Origin of the sequence: Reyranella sp. (assembly GCF_965279465.1) — a bacterium.
Classification (GTDB): domain Bacteria; phylum Pseudomonadota; class Alphaproteobacteria; order Reyranellales; family Reyranellaceae; genus Reyranella.
Genome location: NZ_OZ257242.1, coordinates 1,417,058 through 1,435,764, shown reverse-complemented (window position 1 = coordinate 1,435,764; position 18,707 = coordinate 1,417,058). Strand labels below are relative to the sequence as shown.

Annotated in this window: 16 protein-coding genes; 3 read left to right on the top strand and 13 right to left on the bottom strand. The window is 65.5% G+C overall.

What is annotated here, in order from left to right; genetic code table 11:
• Window positions 1-8: 8 nt before the first annotated feature.
• Window positions 9-2,654 carry a hypothetical protein gene (locus ACQY8M_RS06905; protein ID WP_428670207.1) on the bottom strand — a complete coding sequence of 882 codons (2,646 nt, stop codon included), beginning with the start codon at window positions 2,652-2,654 and terminating at the stop codon, window positions 9-11.
• Between the two features lie 116 nt (window positions 2,655-2,770).
• A complete protein-coding gene (locus ACQY8M_RS06900; RefSeq protein WP_428670205.1) occupies window positions 2,771-3,640 on the bottom strand; it encodes a protein-L-isoaspartate O-methyltransferase family protein in 870 nt (289 codons plus the stop codon).
• A 139-nt stretch (window positions 3,641-3,779) separates the two neighbouring features.
• Here ACQY8M_RS06900 and ACQY8M_RS06895 point away from each other — a divergent pair, with 139 nt between their 5' ends.
• A complete protein-coding gene (locus tag ACQY8M_RS06895; protein ID WP_428670203.1) occupies window positions 3,780-4,784 on the top strand; it encodes a Bug family tripartite tricarboxylate transporter substrate binding protein in 1,005 nt (334 codons plus the stop codon).
• 96 nt (window positions 4,785-4,880) lie between these two features.
• Here the strand turns inward: ACQY8M_RS06895 and ACQY8M_RS06890 are convergent, their stop codons facing one another.
• The 3 genes from ACQY8M_RS06890 to ACQY8M_RS06880 are packed head-to-tail and all read right to left on the bottom strand — an operon-like array spanning window position 4,881 to window position 6,823.
• Window positions 4,881-6,116 carry a phenylacetate--CoA ligase family protein gene (locus tag ACQY8M_RS06890; RefSeq protein ID WP_428670201.1) on the bottom strand — a complete coding sequence of 412 codons (1,236 nt, stop codon included), beginning with the start codon at window positions 6,114-6,116 and terminating at the stop codon, window positions 4,881-4,883.
• A 58-nt stretch (window positions 6,117-6,174) separates the two neighbouring features.
• The gene (locus ACQY8M_RS06885; RefSeq protein WP_428675324.1) at window positions 6,175-6,492 is read right to left on the bottom strand and encodes a HepT-like ribonuclease domain-containing protein; all 318 of its coding nucleotides are present in this window, start codon (window positions 6,490-6,492) and stop codon (window positions 6,175-6,177) included.
• 28 nt (window positions 6,493-6,520) lie between these two features.
• A complete protein-coding gene (locus ACQY8M_RS06880; protein WP_428670199.1) occupies window positions 6,521-6,823 on the bottom strand; it encodes a nucleotidyltransferase family protein in 303 nt (100 codons plus the stop codon).
• Between the two features lie 97 nt (window positions 6,824-6,920).
• Here ACQY8M_RS06880 and ACQY8M_RS06875 point away from each other — a divergent pair, with 97 nt between their 5' ends.
• Entirely contained in the window at window positions 6,921-8,237 is a 1,317-nt protein-coding gene (locus ACQY8M_RS06875) for an LLM class flavin-dependent oxidoreductase (RefSeq protein ID WP_428670197.1), read from the top strand.
• Between the two features lie 69 nt (window positions 8,238-8,306).
• On the top strand, window positions 8,307-8,783 hold the full coding sequence (locus tag ACQY8M_RS06870) for a carboxymuconolactone decarboxylase family protein (protein WP_428670195.1): 477 nt from the start codon (window positions 8,307-8,309) through the stop codon (window positions 8,781-8,783).
• Window positions 8,784-8,875: 92 nt separating this feature from the next.
• Here the strand turns inward: ACQY8M_RS06870 and ACQY8M_RS06865 are convergent, their stop codons facing one another.
• The 8 genes from ACQY8M_RS06865 to ACQY8M_RS06830 all read right to left on the bottom strand — a co-directional run bounded on the left by ACQY8M_RS06865 (window position 8,876) and on the right by ACQY8M_RS06830 (window position 18,428).
• Window positions 8,876-9,703, bottom strand: coding sequence for an ABC transporter ATP-binding protein (locus ACQY8M_RS06865; protein WP_428670193.1), 828 nt, complete (start codon window positions 9,701-9,703; stop codon window positions 8,876-8,878).
• A 159-nt stretch (window positions 9,704-9,862) separates the two neighbouring features.
• On the bottom strand, window positions 9,863-11,188 hold the full coding sequence (locus tag ACQY8M_RS06860) for an ABC transporter substrate-binding protein (RefSeq protein WP_428670191.1): 1,326 nt from the start codon (window positions 11,186-11,188) through the stop codon (window positions 9,863-9,865).
• Between the two features lie 49 nt (window positions 11,189-11,237).
• A complete protein-coding gene (locus ACQY8M_RS06855) occupies window positions 11,238-12,314 on the bottom strand; it encodes a branched-chain amino acid ABC transporter permease (protein WP_428670189.1) in 1,077 nt (358 codons plus the stop codon).
• Window positions 12,315-12,326: 12 nt separating this feature from the next.
• Window positions 12,327-13,250 (bottom strand): branched-chain amino acid ABC transporter permease, encoded by a 924-nt coding sequence (locus tag ACQY8M_RS06850; protein ID WP_428670187.1) that lies wholly within the window; start codon window positions 13,248-13,250, stop codon window positions 12,327-12,329.
• 185 nt (window positions 13,251-13,435) lie between these two features.
• Window positions 13,436-14,224: an ABC transporter ATP-binding protein gene (locus ACQY8M_RS06845; protein WP_428670185.1), complete on the bottom strand. Its 789-nt coding sequence runs from the start codon at window positions 14,222-14,224 to the stop codon at window positions 13,436-13,438.
• Between the two features lie 109 nt (window positions 14,225-14,333).
• On the bottom strand, window positions 14,334-16,274 hold the full coding sequence (locus tag ACQY8M_RS06840; RefSeq protein ID WP_428670183.1) for an AMP-binding protein: 1,941 nt from the start codon (window positions 16,272-16,274) through the stop codon (window positions 14,334-14,336).
• Between the two features lie 118 nt (window positions 16,275-16,392).
• Window positions 16,393-17,748: an ATP-binding protein gene (locus ACQY8M_RS06835; protein ID WP_428675323.1), complete on the bottom strand. Its 1,356-nt coding sequence runs from the start codon at window positions 17,746-17,748 to the stop codon at window positions 16,393-16,395.
• A complete protein-coding gene (locus ACQY8M_RS06830; RefSeq protein WP_428670181.1) occupies window positions 17,748-18,428 on the bottom strand; it encodes a response regulator in 681 nt (226 codons plus the stop codon). Before ACQY8M_RS06830 ends, ACQY8M_RS06835 begins: the two co-directional genes overlap by 1 nt.
• Between the last annotated feature and the right edge of the window lie 279 nt (window positions 18,429-18,707).

Here is an 18,707-nt window from a genome sequence, read left to right as displayed (position 1 = left end):
GCGACGCTTCACGCAGCCGCTGGCCGCCCCTTCACGAGCGGCATCAGCACCGAGAAGAACGCCGGCAGCGCGACAAGATAGGCGAACGCCCCGACCAGCACGACGGCCGGCAGGCCGAAGCTGGTGGCGATGATCGGCACCAGCGCCGCGCCGATCACCGAGAAGCAGCCGTTGATGCCCCAGGCCCACAGGAACATGTGATCCTTGCCGAGCCGCCCGAGCGTGGTCATCGCCGTCGGCATCGGGAAGCCCATCAGGAACGCCGGCGGCATCACCAACAGCAGGCAGAGCAGGATGCGCAGCGCGTAGGGCAACGTACCGATCCAGTCGAGCGCGAAGTCGATGGTGAAGGCGTAGAGCGCCAGGATGGCGAAGATCGCGAGGAAGATGCGGGGCATCACGCGGTGTGCGCGGTCGATGTAGCGCTCGGAGAGGAAGCTGCCCAGCCCCGAGAAGACCAGCATGCCGGTGATCAGCACCGAGGCCGACACGGTCGGGTTGGAAAGCGCCAGCACGAAATGCGAGATCATGCCGACCTCGACGATGATGTAGCCCAGCCCGAGACAGAGGAAATAGACCATCGTGCCGGCCTTGCCCGGATAGCGGCTGAAGATCGTGCGCCAGCCGAAGATCACCGGAAACAGAACCAGCGTGAAGGCAAAGACCGAAGCGATGCCGAGCGTCGCCCACAGCAGCAGATAGCCCCATTCGTCCTGCACCAGCTCGAGCCGGTCGGTGAACTTCAGCAGGTCCTGCACCTTGATGTAGGCGGCGAAGTACGGCTGGTGATTGGTCAGGACGCGAGTATCGAAGACATACTGGTCGGCCACCTTTTCCCAGCCGCCGTCGACCAGGAAATGCCACCACAGCCGGCCCAGCACTGTCGCCGGCACCTTGGGAACCGGCGGCGCCTCGCCATCGGCCTTGGCCGGCTCGGCGCCGGGGGCGCCGGGCGGCGGCTTGTCGTTCGGCTCCTTCTCCGACGGCCCGGTCGGGTCGACCGCCTCACCCGTGGCGAAGAACTGGTCGCGATAGTCCTGCAGGATCTGGGCGAGGTCGGACTCATCGACCTTCATGCCGGGATGGTAGATCTGGTCGAAGGACATCGCCTTGGTGTGGGCGTTGAGCTTCTCGATCTCCTCTGGCGTGAAGCCGCCGCGCTTGTAGAGCACGGTCGCGGTCGAGAGATAGGATGACACGACGTAGAACTTGTCGGCGATGTTGCCGCCGTCGACGTCGCGCGCCGCGGCCGCCATGGTGGCGTAGAGCTTGAGCACCGACTTGGGCGGCTCTTCCTTGTTCCATAGCGTGACCGACAGGATACCGCCCGGCTTCAGCGCGCGCATGTAGGCGCTCATCGCCTCGCGCGTGTAGGAGTATTTCTCGACGATCGAGAAGCCGCCGGGGCTCGACAGGCCGGCCGAATCGGCCAGCGACAGGTCGACGATGTCGTAACGGTTCTTGGTGTTGGCGAGGTAGAGCCGGCCGTCATAGTCGATGACGCTGATCTTGGGATTGCGCAGCACGTCGCTGGTGAAGGCGCGCAGGCCGGGGTCCTCTCGGAACGCCGTCAGCACCGCGGGATTACCTTCAGCGACCGTGACGTGGCTGGAGCCCGATTTCAGCGCCACCGCCGTCGAGATGCCGCCGCCGAACTGGACCACGAAGGTCTCGGGCGCCTGCTTCAGCACGTAGGGATAGAACATCGGCAGGTAGCGGAAGTAGGGCGTCTCCTCGGCGGGCAGGTCCTTGATGATGCCCGACGGCCCCTCCGAATCGATGTACATGCCGAGATAGGCATTGGCCGGCATGTTCTTGAGGTTGAACGCGGCGTTGTCCGACTGGCCCGGCGCGAAATGCAGATAGGAGGAGGAATAGACCTCCATGTAGCCGAACGGCGAGGCACGCTCGTAGGTGCGCTTGTTGTCCGGGAACTTGCGCGCGTAGGACACGCCCTTGTAGTCCGACACCGCGAGCTTGGGGATACCGAGCGCTGGCGGCACGACATAGTGGACGGCTGCCGACAGCACCGCGACGGCGAGGATGGCCAGCATGCCGCGCCGGTCGCCGAGCGCCACGAACCACAGCAGGCCGCCGGCCAGCCACAGCGCCAGCGGCGCCATGATGATGTCCTCGGGCGTGAAGAGGTACATCGCCAGCAGCACGGCCAGGCCACACAGCCCCGAGCCGACCAGATCGGCGAAGTAGACGCGGTTGAAGGTCTTCTGCGCCTTCAGGAAGATCGTGCCGAGATAGAGCGCGCCGGCCAGGAACGGCAGGAAGTAGAGCACGAAGTTGGCGAGCAGCCGCCACTTCTGCATCGGATCGGAGATCAGGAAGATGGCGTTGAACGGCACCTGCTGGGCGGCGAGGTTGCACACCACCATCAACGGTCCGAAGGCCAGCAGCGCACCCTTCACGGCGCCGATCCAGTGGCGCTCGAACCAGCCCTTGCCGACGCACATCACCGCCGAGGTCAGGCCGAAGCCGAACATGGCGAGGCTGACAACGAGCGAGCCGAAATGCGCCCAGCTCCCGACGGAGAAGACCCGCATGATGCCGATCTGCAGCGCGATGATGCTGCCCGCGACCAATCCGACGGACAGGTAGAAGGAAAGCGGCGGACGATGGTCGAGGTCGACAGAAACGCTCAACGGGCTGATCTCCGGCAAAGTGACAGTGTCATCCCGAGCGCAGCGAGGGATCTAGGGTCGGCATCGCGATAGATCCCTCGCTTACGCTCGGGATGACACAGAGGCGGGTCGCGTCTCTACCGGTTATGGCTGCCGACGATCTTGTCGCCTTCGAGCTTGGTGAACGGCACGAACGGCACGATCTTGCCGCCGTAGATGTCCTCGCGCGACGTCGTGATCGAGCCGTCGGCGCCCTGGATCTTGGAGACCTTCAGCACCCGCTGCGCGCCCGGCGGACCGACAGGGATCACCATCAGGCCGCCCGGCTTGAGCTGCTGAAGCAACGGCGGCGGCACATGGTCGATGCCGCAGGTCACGATGATCTTGTCGAACGGTCCCGCCTCCGCCCAGCCGTAGTAGCCGTCGGCGGCCTTGGTCTTGATGTGCTGGAACTCGGTGTAGCCCTTCTCGATCAGCTTGTCGTAGATCCCGCGGGTACGGTCGGCGAGCGGCTTGATGATCTCGATCGTGTAGGCGTTCTCGGTCAGGTTGGCGATGTAGGCCGACTGGCAGCCCGAGCCGGTGCCGATCTCGAGCACCTTCTCGCCTCGCTTGACGTCGATCACGTTGGTCATGCGGCCCTGGATATGCGGGCCGGACATGGTGACGCCGTAGCCGATATCGAGGAACGCGTGCTCGTAGGCGCGCTTGTGGATCGCGGCGCTGACCGCCGAGAACTCCTCGCGCGGGGTCAGCAGGAAGGCGCGGATGGTGGCGGCGCCCCAAAGGTCCTTGTTGCGCACCATGGCCTGATAACGGTCCCAGCGCTGGCCGAGGAAAAACGGGTCCTCGCCCCGGCCCTTGCCCCAGGCGATGAAGTTATCGCGGGTGTCGGTCGGCGGGTTGAGGTCCCAGCTGTAGGGCTTGATGGTCGCGGCGAACGCGGGGCGGGCCAGAGCGGCGGCGGCGAGCGCAGCCGTACCGGAGACGAAATTGCGTCTCTTCAAATTATCCTCCTTGGCGCGGGTCCCTTTGTGGGAGGGGTAGTCCGGGGTGACCGCACACGTCATTAAATAAGGGAATTATGGCAGATTTGCCAGTGCGGCCGAGGTGCGGCACGGTCGCGGCAAGAAACTGGAGGAAACAATGACCCGCCGTCTCAGCCGCCGTGCCGCCCTGGCCGGCACAGCCGCCCTGCCTGCCGCGACTTTCCTGCCCGGCAGCCTCAGGGCGCAAGCCGCCTGGAAGCCGACCCAGGGCGTCCGGATCGTCGTGCCCGCCGCACCGGGCGGCACGACCGATATCCTTGCCCGCATGATTGCAGCCCACCTGCAGCAAGCCTGGGGCCAATCCTGCGTTGTCGACAACAAATCGGGCGCCGGCGGCGTCATCGGCTCGGCCGAGGTCGTCAAATCGGCGCCGGACGGGCTGACCGCGCTAATGGGCAACATCGGCCCGCAGTCGATCGCCTACTCGCTCTACCGCAACCTGCCCTACACGCAGGCGAGCCTGATCCCGGTATCGAACGCCATCACCGCGCCCAACGTGCTGGTGGTCCACCCGTCGGTGCCGGCCAAGACCGTCCCCGAGTTCGTCGCCTGGCTCAAGGCCCAGAACGGCAAGGCGTCCTATGCCTCCTCGGGCACCGGCCAGTCGCCGCATCTCTCGGGTGCGTGGTTCCTGCAGCTCACCGGCACCAAGGCCGAGCATGTGCCCTATCGCGGCGCGGCGCCGGCGCTGAACGACCTGCTCGCCGGCGTTACGCAGTTCTTCTTCGACAACCTCACCAGCAGCATCGAGTTCATGCGCGCGGGTAAGCTGCGCGCGCTCGGCCTCACCTCGGCCCAGCCCAACCCGATGGTGCCCGACGTGCCGCCGATCTCCGGCACCATGCCGGAACTGAAGCCGTTCGACGTCTCGACCTGGTTCGGTGTCTTCCTGCCGGCCAGGACGCCGCGCCCCATCGTCGATGCCTTCAACGCCGAGATGAAGGCATGGCTCTCCGATCCGAAGACCCTCGAGCGCATCTCGGCCATGGCCGGCTTCCCAGCCTATGGCACGCCCGAGCAGTTCGACGGCTTCGTCAACGCCCAGATCGCGCTCTGGAAAGGCGTGATCGACAAGGAAGGGCTGAAGCTGGACGTGAATTGAGGCTGGGAGCGCGGCTCTCCAGAGCCGCTCGTGGGATGTGGCAAGCCGATAGAAGAGCGGCTCTGGAGAGCCGCGCTCCCAGCAGGCACGTCCCCATCATGTATACTTCCGCACGTCATCGATGACCTTGCCGTCGTTGGGCAGGCTGCCGACCGAGGCGAACTCGACCTTGCCGCCGACCTTGCAGACGGTACGGATCGTGTCTGCCATCGCCTTCTCGAGATCGACCGACGGCGCGGTAGCCTCGACCTTGAGGGTCATGACGTCGGCCTGGTTCACCCAGTCGATGACGAGGCGCAGGCGGCCGAGGCCGGGATGTTTCTTCGCGATCTCGGCGATCTGCTCGGGATCGACGAACATGCCGCGCACCTTGGTGCGCTGGTCGGCGCGGCCCATCCAGCCCTTGATGCGCATGTTGGTGCGGCCGCATGGGCTCGGTCCCGCCAGCACCGCCGACATGTCGCCGGTGCCGAAGCGGATCAGCGGATAGGCCCTGTTGAAGGTCGTGACGACCACTTCGCCGACATCGCCATCGGGCACCGGATCGCCGGTGCCGGGCCGCACGATCTCGACGATCACGCCCTCGTCGACCGTCATGCCCTGGATGGCTTCGGACTCGTAGGCGATCGTGCCGAGATCGGCGGTGCCGTAGCTCTGCTGGCAGGTCATGCCTTTGTCGACGAACATCTGGCGCAATGACGGCGGCAGCGCCTCGGCACCGACGAAGGCGTGCTTGATCGAGGAGATGTCCTTGCCCAGCTCGGCCGCCTTCTCGATCAGGATCTTCAGGAAGGATGGCGTACCGACATAGCCTTTTGGCTTGATCGCCGCGATCGCGTCGAGCTGCAGCTCGGTATTGCCGACGCCGCCCGGCACGATCACGCAGCCCAGCGCCTTGAGCGCCGATTCCATCATGATGCCAGCCGGCGTCAGGTGATAGGAGAAGGTGTTGTAGACCACGTCGCCGGGACGGAAGCCCGCCGCATGCATTGCGCGCGCGCCGCGGAAGTAGTCGGGATCGTCGGTGTCGATCTCGAAGATCGGGCCGGGCGACATGAAGATGTGCCGCGCCCTCGACAGCGGCACCGCGATCAGCCCGCCCATCGGCGGGTCCTTCTTCTGCACCTCGCCCAGCATCGACTTGCGCAGCACCGGCAGGGTCGCGAGCGCGGCACGCGAGGTGACGGCGGCGGGATCGACGTCCTTCAGCCATCGGGCGAAGAACGGCGCGTTCGCCTTGGCGTGCGCGATCTGCTGCGGCAGCGCCTGCATCAGCGCCTTCTCCCGCTCCTCCGGCGTGCGGGTTTCCAGGGTGTCGTAATGCTTGGACATCGGTGCGTTTCCCTCGATTTGCGCGAACCGTACCGTTCGGGGGATTGCTTGGGTAGTCTCAGCGCGGCGGCGGCAGGGCCGCGACGATCGCTTCCATGTACGAGACAAGCAGGGGTATGTCGCGGCTTGCCGTCTTCCAAAGTTCGTCGGGATCAACGCGGCCATATTCATGGGCGATGATGTTGCGCATTCCGATTATGTCTCGCCATGCAATGAACGGATAGGCCTCTCGCGTGCCTACTGAGATTCGCCTGGCACATTCGCCAACGAGTTCTAAAGACCGCTCCAGCGAGCGCAGGAATGCCCGATCGCTGTCGAGATCTTCGCGGTTGCGCCCACGGATAAAAATGACGACTTCGCGAGCAAAGCCCAGCATGTCGACCAATGAAGCAGGGTCCCGCGCGTCAGGACGCATAGAGCTGCCGGCGATCCCGCCTAATCGAGGCGAGCCTGTAGGGATTGGTGACGTTGCGCTCGCGCACCAGATCGACCGGTCGGCCGAACAGCTCGGCGAGTTCAGCGCGCAGCCGTGCCGTGTCCAGGAGGCTCCAGTCGGCCGTTGGCTCGTATTCAACAAGCAGGTCCACGTCACTGTCGGGCGCGGCCTCACGACGGGCCTGTGAGCCGAACAAGCTCAGCTCACGGATCTTCCAGCGGCTGCACAGCGCCTTCAGCTGTTCGGGCGGCGGTAGGATGGGTGCGGACATGGTGTCATTTTATCATGCCGGGAAGCGCGGCCCAACGTCAGTGGCCGGCGCCCAAAGCCTGCTACGTTCCCCGCCAGAAGCGTTTCGGGAGAGTGCAATGGGCAAGACGCGCAAGATGCGCCTGGTGGCGTTCCTCAAGACCGGGCCGACTGCCCACCACCACGGCATGTGGCGGCATCCCGAGACCGACAACGATTTCCTCGACCCCGCCTGGTACGAGCACGTCGCGCGGGTGCTGGAGAAGGGCAAGTTCGACTGCCTGTTCTTCGCCGACACGCTGGGCCTGTTCGACAATTACCGCGGCACCTTCGAGGCCATCCTGCGCGGCGGCGGCCAGATGGGCTTTCTCGATCCGCTGCCGGTGCTGGCGGTGATGTCGCGTGTCACCCAGCACATCGGCCTCGGCGCCACCCTGTCGACGACCTTTCACAATCCCTACCAGATCGCCCGCACGCTGGGCACGCTCGACGTGCTGAGCAAGGGCCGCATGGCGTGGAACGTCGTGTCCTCGATCAGCAACCTCGAGGCGCGCAACTTCGGTCATGACGAGCTGCCGCCGCGCAACACGCGCTACGACCGCGCCGACGAGGTGATGGAGGCCTGCTTCAAGCTGTGGGAAAGCTGGGAGCCCGACGCGCTGATCGTCGACAAGGAAAGCGGCGTCTTCGCCGATCCGTCCAAGGTCCATTATGTTGACTATGCGGGCAAATGGATCAGGACGCGCGGGCCGCTCACCGTGCCGCGCAGCCCGCAGGGCCATCCCGTCATCATGCAGGCCGGCGCCTCGGACCGCGGCCGCGACTTCGCCGCGCGCTGGTCGGAGATGATCTTCACCCTGCAGCATTCCAAGGCCGACATGCAGGCCTTCTATGCCGACATCAAGCGACGGATCGCGAATGTCGGCCGGCCGCCGGAGGATTGTGCCGTGCTGCCGTCGGTCGACCCGCTCATCGGCGAGACCGAGTCGATTGCCCGCGAGAAGCAGGCCTATATCAACGAGATGGTTCCCACGGAAGTGGCGCTGGCGCTGGTTTCGACGCATATCGGCGTCGACCTCTCGAACTATCCGATCGACCAGCCGCTGCAGGACATCGAGATCGAACAGGGTGCGCGCGGCTCGTTCGAGGTCATCCTGCAGGGCACGAAGGCTCATGGCCTGACCTTGGGCGACGCGGTCAGGCGCTTCGCCACCAGTGAGCTGTGCCCGCAGATCGTCGGCACGCCGAAGTCGGTGGCCGATCAGCTCCAGGACTATTTCGAATCGCAGGCTTGCGACGGTTTCATCCTGACGCCGACCGTCTTCCCCGGCACCTGGGAGCAGTTCGCGCGCAGCGTCGTACCGGAGCTGCAGAGGCGGGGACTGTTCCGCACCGACTACACCGGCCGCACCCTCCGCGAGCACCTTCACGACTGACGGGCATCTCACCGGTTGATCATGATATCAGACCTCTTATATTATAATCCTCCCAATCCGAGGCCCGACATGAGCAAACCCCGCATTTCCTACGATGCCTTCGCCAGGATCGCGCCGATCGCCCAGAATTCGCTTATCACCATGGGCCGGCAGGCCGACGAGTCGGGAATCGACAAGACGATCATCGAGCTGGTGAAGCTGCGCGTGTCGCAGATCAACAACTGCGCCTTCTGCCTGCAGATCCATCTCAACGTGTCGCGCAAGCTGGGCGTGCCGCAGGAGAAGCTCGACCTCGTCGCCACCTGGGAGGAGGCCGGCATCTTCTCGGACAAGGAGGGCGCCGCACTCGCCTGGGCCGAGACGCTGGCAAATCTCGCCGGTCACAGCGTGTCCGACGCGGCCTACGCAGCGGTCCGCGAGCACTTCAGCGAGGAAGAGGTCGTGTTCCTGTCGGTGTCGATCGCAACGATCAACGCCTGGAACCGACTGGGCGTCGCGTTTCGATTTGCGCCGCCGATCCCGAAGAAGGGCGCGGCAGCGGCTTGATCATGGTCTCACTGACCGCGAGCTTCCAGCTCGCTCTTGCTCATGGCCGAGCTGGAAGCTCGCAGCCTGGAAGAGCATGACGCGCCCCAGCGTCAAAGCCAGCGCTTGCGGCGGCGGTAGTGCTTGACGTCGCGGAACGAACGACGGCCCTCGCCGCCGACGCCGAGGTAGAATTCCTTCACGTCCTCGTTCTCTCGCAGCGACGCGGCGTCGCCGTCGAGCACGACCCGGCCGTTCTCGAGGATGTAGCCGTAGTGGGCGTAGCGCAGCGCGACGTTGGTGTTCTGCTCGGCCAGCAGGATCGAAACCTTCTCCTGCTCGTTGAGGTTCTTCACGATCTCGAAGATCTCCTCGACGAGCTGCGGTGCCAGGCCCATCGAGGGCTCGTCGAGCAGGATGGTCGTCGGACGGCTCATCAAGGCGCGGCCGATCGCGGTCATCTGCTGCTCGCCGCCGGAGGTGTAGCCGGCCTGGCTCGCGCGCCGGACCTTGAGGCGCGGAAAATAGTGGTAAACCTTCTCGAGATCGTCGGCGATCTGGCGCCGTTTGCCGCCCTGGATGAAGGCGCCGGTCAGCAGGTTCTCCTCGACCGTGAGATGGCCGAAGCAGTGCCGGCCTTCCATCACCTGGATGACGCCGCGCCGCACGAGATCGTTGGGCGTCAGTCCATCGATGCGCGCGCCGCGGTAAAGGATGCGGCCCTTGGTGACCTCGCCGCGCTCGCTGCGCAGCAGGTTTGAGATCGACTTGAGCGTCGTCGACTTGCCGGCGCCGTTGGCGCCGAGCAGGGCGACGATGGCCCCCTGCGGCACCGACAGCGACACGCCCTTCAGCACGAGGATCACGTGATTGTAGATGACCTCGATGTTGGCGATGTCGAGGACGTTGGCGGGGGCGGGAGTTGTGCCAGGAAGGCTCATTGTCCCTGTTTTTCCTTCGTGCTCCTCTCCCTTTGATACTCCTCTCCCCCGCTAGGGGGAGAGGACGGGTGAGGGGGTTGCAGGCGGTGTGCATCGCCCCCTCACCCCACCTCTCCCCCGGCGGGGAAAGGTGGAAAGAGAGAGAAGCGCGCCGGTCGTTCAGCTTTCCTTCGAGCAGTCGCGCGGCGTGATCTTCTTCTCTGCCGCGTACTTGGCGGCGGTGTCCTTGACCAGCGGCATGATGATGCCATCGTCGGCGGTGTACCAATCGGAGATGATCTTCCACTGCTTGCCGTCCCACTGATGGACGCGGCTCAAGCGCGCGCCCTCGTGATCGGCGCACGAGACCTTGATCGGTCCGAGCATGCCCTCGAAGCCGAGCTGCTTGATGCGGTCGGCCGAGAGGTCGAGATGCTCGAAGCCCCAGCGGACCTGCTCGCCGGTCAGGGGCTTGTTGCCGAACTTGGCCATGGCGGTGCGGATCGCCTCGGTGCCCAGCATCGAGTTGATCAGGCCACGATTGTAGAGCACCGTACCTGTCTCGTCCGGCTTGGCCATCGACTTGCCCTGCGAGGTCACGAACTTCTCGATGTCCTTGTGGACGCCGAACTTGCCGGACGGATGCTGCAGCATCAGCGCCTTGTAGCCCGCGGCCTTGTCGCCGGCCGGCAGCACGTCTGGCTCGGCGCCCGACCACCATACGCCCAGCATCCTGTCGCGCGGGAAGTTGACGTTGCCCGCTTCGGTGACCGAGGCCGAGTTCATGACGCCCCAGCCCCACAGCAGCACGTAGTCGGGCCGCATCTGGCGGATCTGCAGCCACTGCGACTTCTGCTCGGTGCCGGGATGGGGCACCGGTATGGGGGTGAACTCGAAGCCGTACTTCTTGCTCATCGCCTCGAGCGCCGCGATCGGCTCCTTGCCATACGGCGAGTCGTGATAGACCAGCGCGATCTTCTTGCCCTTGAGCTTGTCCAAGCCGCCCCATTCCTTGGCGATGTGCTGGATGGCGACGTTCGCTGCCGTCCAGTAGGTGCCCAGCAGCGGGAAATTCCAGGTGAAGACGGCGCCATCGCGGCTGTCGGAGCGGCCGTACCCCATGGTCAGCAGCGGGATCTTGTCGCCCGGCGCCTTCTCGGTCAGCGCGAAGGTGATGCCGGTCGAGAGCGGGCTGAAGTAGGCGGCCCCGGTCGGGCCCTTCGCCTTGAGGCGCTCGTAGCATTCGACGCCGCGGTCGGTCGCATAGCCGGTCTCGCACTCCTCGAAGGTCAGCTTGACGCCGTTGATGCCCCCGTCGCGCGCGTTGAGCATGCTGATGTAGTCCGCCACGCCGTCGGCGAACGGGATACCGTTCGGGGCATAGGCGCCGGTACGGTAGACCAGGCTAGGAATGAACTGCTCGTTCTGTGCCATAGCCGATGCCGCGGCGGTCATCCCGGCGGCCAGTGCCGCCGCGCCCATGATCAGCATTTTCTTGAGTTGCATGCGTTTCCCTCCTGTTTTTGCGTGTTTGTGGGACCCTAGCTTTTCACACTCAATGCGGGAAGGGCCAAAGCCTGAGCTTCTGCTTGGCCACCGACCAGAGCCGCGCCAGTCCGTGCGGCTCGACGATCAGGAAGAATACGATCAGGGCGCCGAAGATCATCGCCTCGAAATGCGAGACGGTGGCGGTGCTGATCTTCCAGCCGATCGCGGCGCCGAGCGGGGGCAGGGCCTGGTTGAGGAAGATCGGCAGCAGCACGATGAAGATGGCGCCCAGCACGCTGCCCAGGATCGAGCCCAGCCCGCCGATGATCACCATGAACATGAGCTGGAACGAGCGGTCGATCGAGAACGCCGCCGGCTCCCACGAGCCGAGATAGAGAAACGCCCACATGGCGCCCGCCACGCCGATCAGGAAGGACGAGACGGCGAAGGCGGTGAGCTTGGCGTACATCGGCCGCACGCCGATGATCTCGGCGGCGATGTCCATGTCGCGGATCGCCATCCATTGCCGGCCGATATGGCCACGCACGATGTTCTTGGCGGCGAGCCCGAGCCCCAGGGTGAAGCAGAGCGCGATGATGTAGGTCGCGGCCGGCGAGGACAGGTCGAAACCGAACAGCTGGATCGGCGGCGCGTTGACCGAGCCCGAGGGCGTGTAGTTGGTGATCCACTTGACGCGCAGGAAGGCCCAGTCGCCGAAGAACTGCGCCGCCAGGGTCGCGCAGGCGAGATAGAAGCCCTTGATGCGCAGGCTGGGGATGCCGAAGGCGATGCCGATCGCGGCCGCCACGAAGCCACCCAGCAGGATGCAGACCAGCGGGTTGAGGAATGGCACGCGGATCGCGAGATTGTAGGCGGCGTAGGCGCCGACCCCCATGAAGGCGCCCGAGCCGAGCGAGACCTGGCCGCAATAGCCCATCAGCACGTTCAGGCCGATCGCGGCGAGCGCCAGGACGACGACCGGAATCAGCACGGCGCGATAGATGTATTCGCTGGCGACGAACGGCACGACGAGGAAGGCGATCGCCAGCAGGGCCAGCATGACGAAGCGGTCCTGGGCGATCGGGAAGATCGCCTGGTCGGCTTCGTAGGTCGCCTTGTACTGCCCGGCCTCGCGGTAGAACACGGTCAGACTCCTCTACACCCGCTCGATGATGCGTTCGCCGAACAGGCCCTGCGGCCGGAACAGCAGGAAGAGAAGCGCCACGACATAGGCGAACCAGATCTCGATGCCGCCGCCCATGGACGGCCCGAGGAAGACCTCGGCGAGCTTCTCGCCGGCGCCGATGATCAGCCCGCCGATGATCGCGCCCGGCACCGAGGTGAAGCCGCCCAGGATCAGCACCGGCAGCGCCTTCAGGGCCAGCAGCGTGAGCGAGAACTGCACGCCGAGCTTGCTGCCCCACACCGCGCCGGCGACGAGTGCGACGAGGCCGGCGACCAGCCAGACGATGAACCAGATCTGGTTGAGCGGGATGCCGACCGACTGCGCCGCCGCATGGTCGTCGGCCACGGCGCGCAACGCGCGGCCGATGCGTGTCTTCTGGAAGAAGATCGCCAATCCGGCCACCAGGAGGCCGGCGATGACGGCAGCCCAGATGTCGAGCTCGTTGACAAGGATGCCCCCGTCGAACAGCGATTCCAGGACGAACAGCGGCTCCTTGGGCAGGCCGATGTTGAGCGGATAGACGTCGGCGCCGAACAAGGTCTGCGCCAGGCCCTCGAGGAAGAAGGTGACGCCGATGGTGGCCATGAACAGGATGATGCCTTCCTGGTTCACGAGCTTGCGCAGCACTAGCCTCTCGGCGCCCCACGCGACGACGGCCATGATGGCAGCGGCGAAGAGGAAGGCCGCAACGAGCGCGATCCAGAACGGCCACTTCCATTGCTCGAACAGCTCGAGCGCGCGGACCAGCGCGAGGGCGGCCGTCAGCACCATCGCGCCCTGCGCGAAATTGAACACGCCGGAGGCCTTGAAGATCAGCACGAAGCCCAACGCCACGAGCGAGTAGAGCACGCCTGCGAGCAGTCCGCCGATCAGCACTTCGAGGAAGAAACCCATGGCTCAACCTCTTCTTCCGGAAATATTCCCTCCCCCGCTCGCGGGGGAGGTGGCGCGGTAATCCGCGACGGAGGGGGCGTGACGCACGAGCCTTACCGCCCTCCCCCTCCGTCGGCGTAAGACGCCGACACCTCCCCCGCGAGCGGGGGAGGAAAAAGAGAGGTGCCGCAGACTCCGCGTGCCCATCAATGCCCCACCCCGAGATACGCCGCGATGACGGCGCGGTCGTTCTTCACCACGTCCGGCACGCCGTCGCCGATCTTCTTGCCGTAGTCGAGCACCACGACCCGGTCGGAGATGTCCATCACCACGCCCATGTCGTGCTCGATCAGGCAGATCGTCGTGCCGAACTCGTCGTTCACGTCGAGCACGAAGCGGCACATGTCCTGCTTCTCCTCGAGGTTCATGCCGGCCATCGGCTCGTCGAGCAGCAGCAGGTCGGGCTGGGCGGCCAGCGCGCGGCCGAGCTCGACCCGCTTCTGCAGGCCGTAGGGCAACTGGCCGACCGGCACCTTGCGGACGTGCTGGATCTCGAGGAAGTCGATGATCCGCTCGACCACCTTGCGATGCTCGATCTCCTCGCGCGCGGCGGGGCCGATGCGCAGCGCCTGCCAGAACAGGCCGCTCTTCATGCGCAGGTTGCGGCCGGTCATGATGTTGTCGAGCGTCGACATGCCGCGAAAAAGCGCGATGTTCTGGAAGGTGCGCGCGATGCCCTGCTCGGCCGCCTCGTGAGGCCGCATGCGCGGGCGCTTGACGCCCTTGTAGGTGATCGCGCCCTGTTGCGGGTGGTAGAAGCCGTTGATGCAGTTCAGCATGGAGGACTTGCCCGCGCCGTTGGGGCCGATGATGGCGCGAATCTCGCCCTTCATGATGTCGAAGCTGATGTCTGTCAGCGCCTTAACGCCGCCGAACGACAGGCTGATGCTCTCGACCGAAAGCAGGACCTCGTTGAAAAGACGCGCGCGAGTCATGCCGGGAGCGCGGCTCTCCAGAGCCGCTCATGGGGCTTAGCAATCCGAAGAAGAGCGGCTCTGGAGAGCCGCGCTCCCAGCGATCCAAAGTGGGCGACGCCGACAGCCATCAGCTCGCCTTCCTGAGCGGCATGGCGTGCCGTGGGGCGAGGTCGCGGATCGCGATGTCGCCCTCGATCGTGCCCTTGCGGCCGTCTTCGAAGGTCATGTCGACCTTGATGTGCACGTCCATCACGCCGCTGTAGAGCGCATCGACCAGCGCCTGGTAGCGCTCGCCGATGAAGCCACGCCGTACCTTGTTGGTGCGGGTGAGCTCGCCGTCGTCGGCCTCGAGCGCCTTGTGCAGGATCAGGAAGCGGCGGATCTGCGCGCCGGCCATGCGCGGGTCGGCGGCGAGGTCGAGATTGACCGTCTCGATCTCGATCTGGATCAGGTGGTAGACCTCGGGATGCGCCGCCAGCTCCTGGTAGCTCGCGTAGGCGATATTGCGCCGCTCCGCCCAGTCGCCAACCGCGGTCATGTCGATGTTGACGAACACGGCGACGAAATCGCGGCCATGCCCGAAAGCGACCGCCTCGTTGATGTGCGGGAAGAACTTCAGCTTGTTCTCGATGAACTTGGGCGCGAACAGCGTGCCGTCGTTCAGCTTCCCGACATCCTTGGCGCGGTCGATGATGCGTAGGTGGCCGCGGTCGTCGAGATAGCCCGCGTCGCCGGTGTGGACCCAGCCGTCAGCCGTCTTGGTGTCGTTGGTCGCCTGCGGATTCTTGAAATACTCCTTGAACACGCCGGGGCTGCGATAGAGCACCTCTCCGGTGTCGGCGATGCGCAGCTCGACCTCGGAGACGGGTTTGCCGACCGTGTCGGAGTAGACCTCGCCGTTGGGATGGATGGTGACGAACACGCTGGCTTCGGTCTGGCCATAGAGCTGCTTCATGTTGACGCCGAGCGCGCGGAAGAAGTTGAAGATCTCCGGCCCGACAGCCTCGCCCGCCGTGTAGGCGACCCGCACGCGGCTCATGCCCAGCGTGTTCTTGAGCGGGCCGTAGACCAGCAGGCTGCCCAATCGGTAGAGCAGGTTGTCGAGGACGCCGACCGGCCGGCCGTCGACCAGCGCCGGGCCCACCCGGCGCGCCAGCGCCATGAAATTGTGGAAGAGCTTGCGCTTGATCAGCCCCGCATCCTCCATGCGGATCATCACCTGGGTGATCAGGTTCTCCAGCACACGCGGCGGTGCGAAGTAGTAGGTCGGCCCGATCTCGCGCAGGTCAGTCATCACCGTCGCCGCCGATTCGGGGCAGTTCACGACGAGGCCCAGCACGTAACCCTGGGCGTAGGAGAACAGATGGTCGCCGACCCAGGCCATCGGCAGATAGGACAGCAGCTCGTCCCCCGCCTTCAGCCCGTCGAACGCCGCGCCCGCACGCGCCGCCCAGACGAGATTGTCGTAGCTCAGCACAGCGCCCTTGGGCCGGCCGGTTGTGCCCGAGGTGTAGAGCATGATGGCGTCGTCGCCGCCATGCCCCTTGGCGACCTCGGCGGCCACTGCGGCCGTCGAGCCGCGCGCCTGCACCTCGTCGTACGACAGCAACCCCTCGTAGTGCCGCAGGCCGCGCGGGTCCTCGTAGATCAGGACGCCAAGCGACGGCACGCTCTTCTGGATCTCGAGCAGCTTGTCGATCTGCTCCTGGTTTTCGGCGACCGCATAGCGCGCGCCGGCATGGTCGACGACGTAGGCCAGCTCCTCGGTGACTGAATCCTGGTAGACCGGCACCGGCACACCACCCAGCGACTGTGCCGCCGCCATTGCCCAGTAGAGCCGGGGCCGGTTATCGCCGATCACGATCAGCCGGTCGCCGCGGCCGAAGCCGAGGTCGGCCAGGCCGGCCGCCAACCGGTTCACCTGATCCGAGACGTGCGCCCAGTCATAGGTCTGCCAGATACCGTATTCCTTTTCCCGATAGGCCGGCGCATGGGCACGCGTTTTCGCAAGCCCTGCCAACAGCTTGGGAAAGGTATCAGACCTCGGATCTGAGGGTGCCCTCGTCATCCCTGCATTGCTCCCCTGCCCCGGCCGGTTGTACCCGACTCGTTAGGCTTTCCTCCCCATTCCTATGGCGAGGAAAGTTCTGATTATCGAACACCTAGCCACACCCCGGTCGAAGCGGTCAACTGGCTGCTGGTCGCAGCTTGAGTGTGAAGATGGAGCCGCCTCCGGGCCGATCCTCGACCGCAACGCTGCCGTCGTGCGCTTCTGCCACGCGCGACACGATGGCGAGTCCCAGGCCGCGGCTCTCGCCTTTGGTGCGGTCGCGGCGCCAGAAGCGGCGGAAGATCAATTCGCGGTCGGCTTCAGGCACACCCGGCCCGTCGTCGAGCACACGTACCATGCCGTCTTCCGTCACCTCGACCTCGATCGAAACGCCGGCAGGGGTATGACGGATTGCATTCTCCACCAGATTGCGCACGGCGCGGAACAGCGCCTCGGTATGGCCGCGCACCCAGACCGGGCCCGGCGCGCCGGTGAGCGCGATCGTCTGGCCGCGGTCGACTGCGAGCGGCGCCATGAAGGTGACGGCTTCGACACAGACCTCATGCAGGTCGGCCCGTTCATCGGTCGCGACCAGAAAGCTCTCCAGGTCGGCGATGTCGAGCACCTGGTTGACCGTGCGCGCCATATTGACGAGGTCGGTGCGGAGCTGGTCGCGCAATGGTCCGGCCGCCAGCGAATCGACGCGCGCGCGGGTGATGGCGAGCGGCGTGCGCAGCTCGTGCGCCATGTCGGCGGTGAAGTCCCGCTGGGCGCGGAAGCCCGCCTCGAGGCGATCGAGCGCCTGGTTGACGGCATGGACCAGCGGCGCGATTTCCGTCGGCACCGCCTGCTCGGGAAGACGCACCTCGGTGCGCTGCGGGCCGATCGAGGCGGCGGTCATCGAGGCCTCGCGCACCGACTCGAGGGCGCGGCGGAAGATCACGATGTCGATCAGGAGCAACACGAGGAGGATCGGAAAGGTGATCCACGCGACCCGCGGGAAGAACGACGACACGACATCGTCGATGATCACGTCGCGATGCGCGAGGTCCTGGGCGACCTGGACGAAATACATGCGATCGCCAATCGGCCGCGCGACACTGACGCCAAACAGCACCGCCCCTGTGCTGCGCCGCCGGACGTACCAGTCGCGTACCGCCTGCTCGTCGTGCGCGAACAGCGCCGCGCCGTCGGGGCGCGAGGAGAACAGCACCCGTCCCTCCGGATCCAGCACGGCATAGGCATAGAGGCCGTAGCCGCCGGAATAGAGCGGCCGCACTTCGGGCGGAATGTCGAGTGAGACGCCCCCGTCGGGCTGCGGCCGGATAAAGCTGCCGATAGTGAAGGCCTGGCTGCGCAAGGCATCGCGGTGCAGACTATTGGCCGCTTCGTTCAGGAGATAGTAGAGCGCGAGCGGCATCAGCACCGAGGTTACGCCGATCGCCACGACGTGGAATGCCACGATTCGGCTGATGATCGACCGGAAGCGCATCACCCGGGCTTTTCCTCCGCCATCAGATAGCCGACGCCGCGCACGGTATGTATCTTCACACTGGCACCGGCATCGCCGAGCATCTTGCGCAGCCGGTGGACGTAGACCTCGACCGCGTTCGATCCGACATCGCCCGACAGGCCGAACAGCTGGTCCTCGAACAGGCGCTTGGGCGCCACATTGCCGCAGCGCCGCAACAGGATCTCCAGCACCGCCGTCTCGCGCGCCGGGAAGGCGCGGGCGGCGCCGCCGACGAAGACCTGGCGGCCTTCGGTGTCGAGCGAGACATTGCCGAAGGTGAGCAGCCGGCCGAGCAGGTTGCCAGGACGGCGCAGCAGCGCCTGCAGGCGCGCGACCAGTTCCTCCATCGCGAAAGGCTTGGCGAGATAATCGTCGGCGCCTTCGCGCAGGCCGATGACCCTGTCGCTGACGCCGTCGCGCGCCGTCAGCACCAGCACCGGCGTGGTGTCGTGCTTGCGCCTCATGTCGCGCAGCAAGATGAGGCCGTCCTCGTCCGGCAGGCCGAGATCGAGAACAACTGCGGCGTATTTCATCGTCGCGAGAACGTGAAGGGCGTCGCCCACCGTTCCGACCGAATCGGCCGAAAAGCCGCTTTGGCCCAAACCCTTGATCAGGAGGGACACAAGCTCTGGGTTATCTTCGACAAGAAGCACCCTCATTGGTATCGACCCTCCCTGACTTCGCTCAAGTCATCATACTGCAGGGACCTGCAGGCTCGGGGCTTCCTCGCGGTCGTCCTGAGCGCAGCGGGGACGTCACGCTAGGCACGCGGCCCGTCTCCGATCGTTCGGTGAGATCCTTCGCTGCGCTCAGAGTTTGTGAATTTATTGGCCAGCGGTGAAATGACCGGTCTGGCAACCCTCCCGCCTCATCCTGAGGAGCGTAGCGCAGCGGAGCGTCTCGAAGGATGGCCACTCGAAGGACGTGGCAACGGTGCT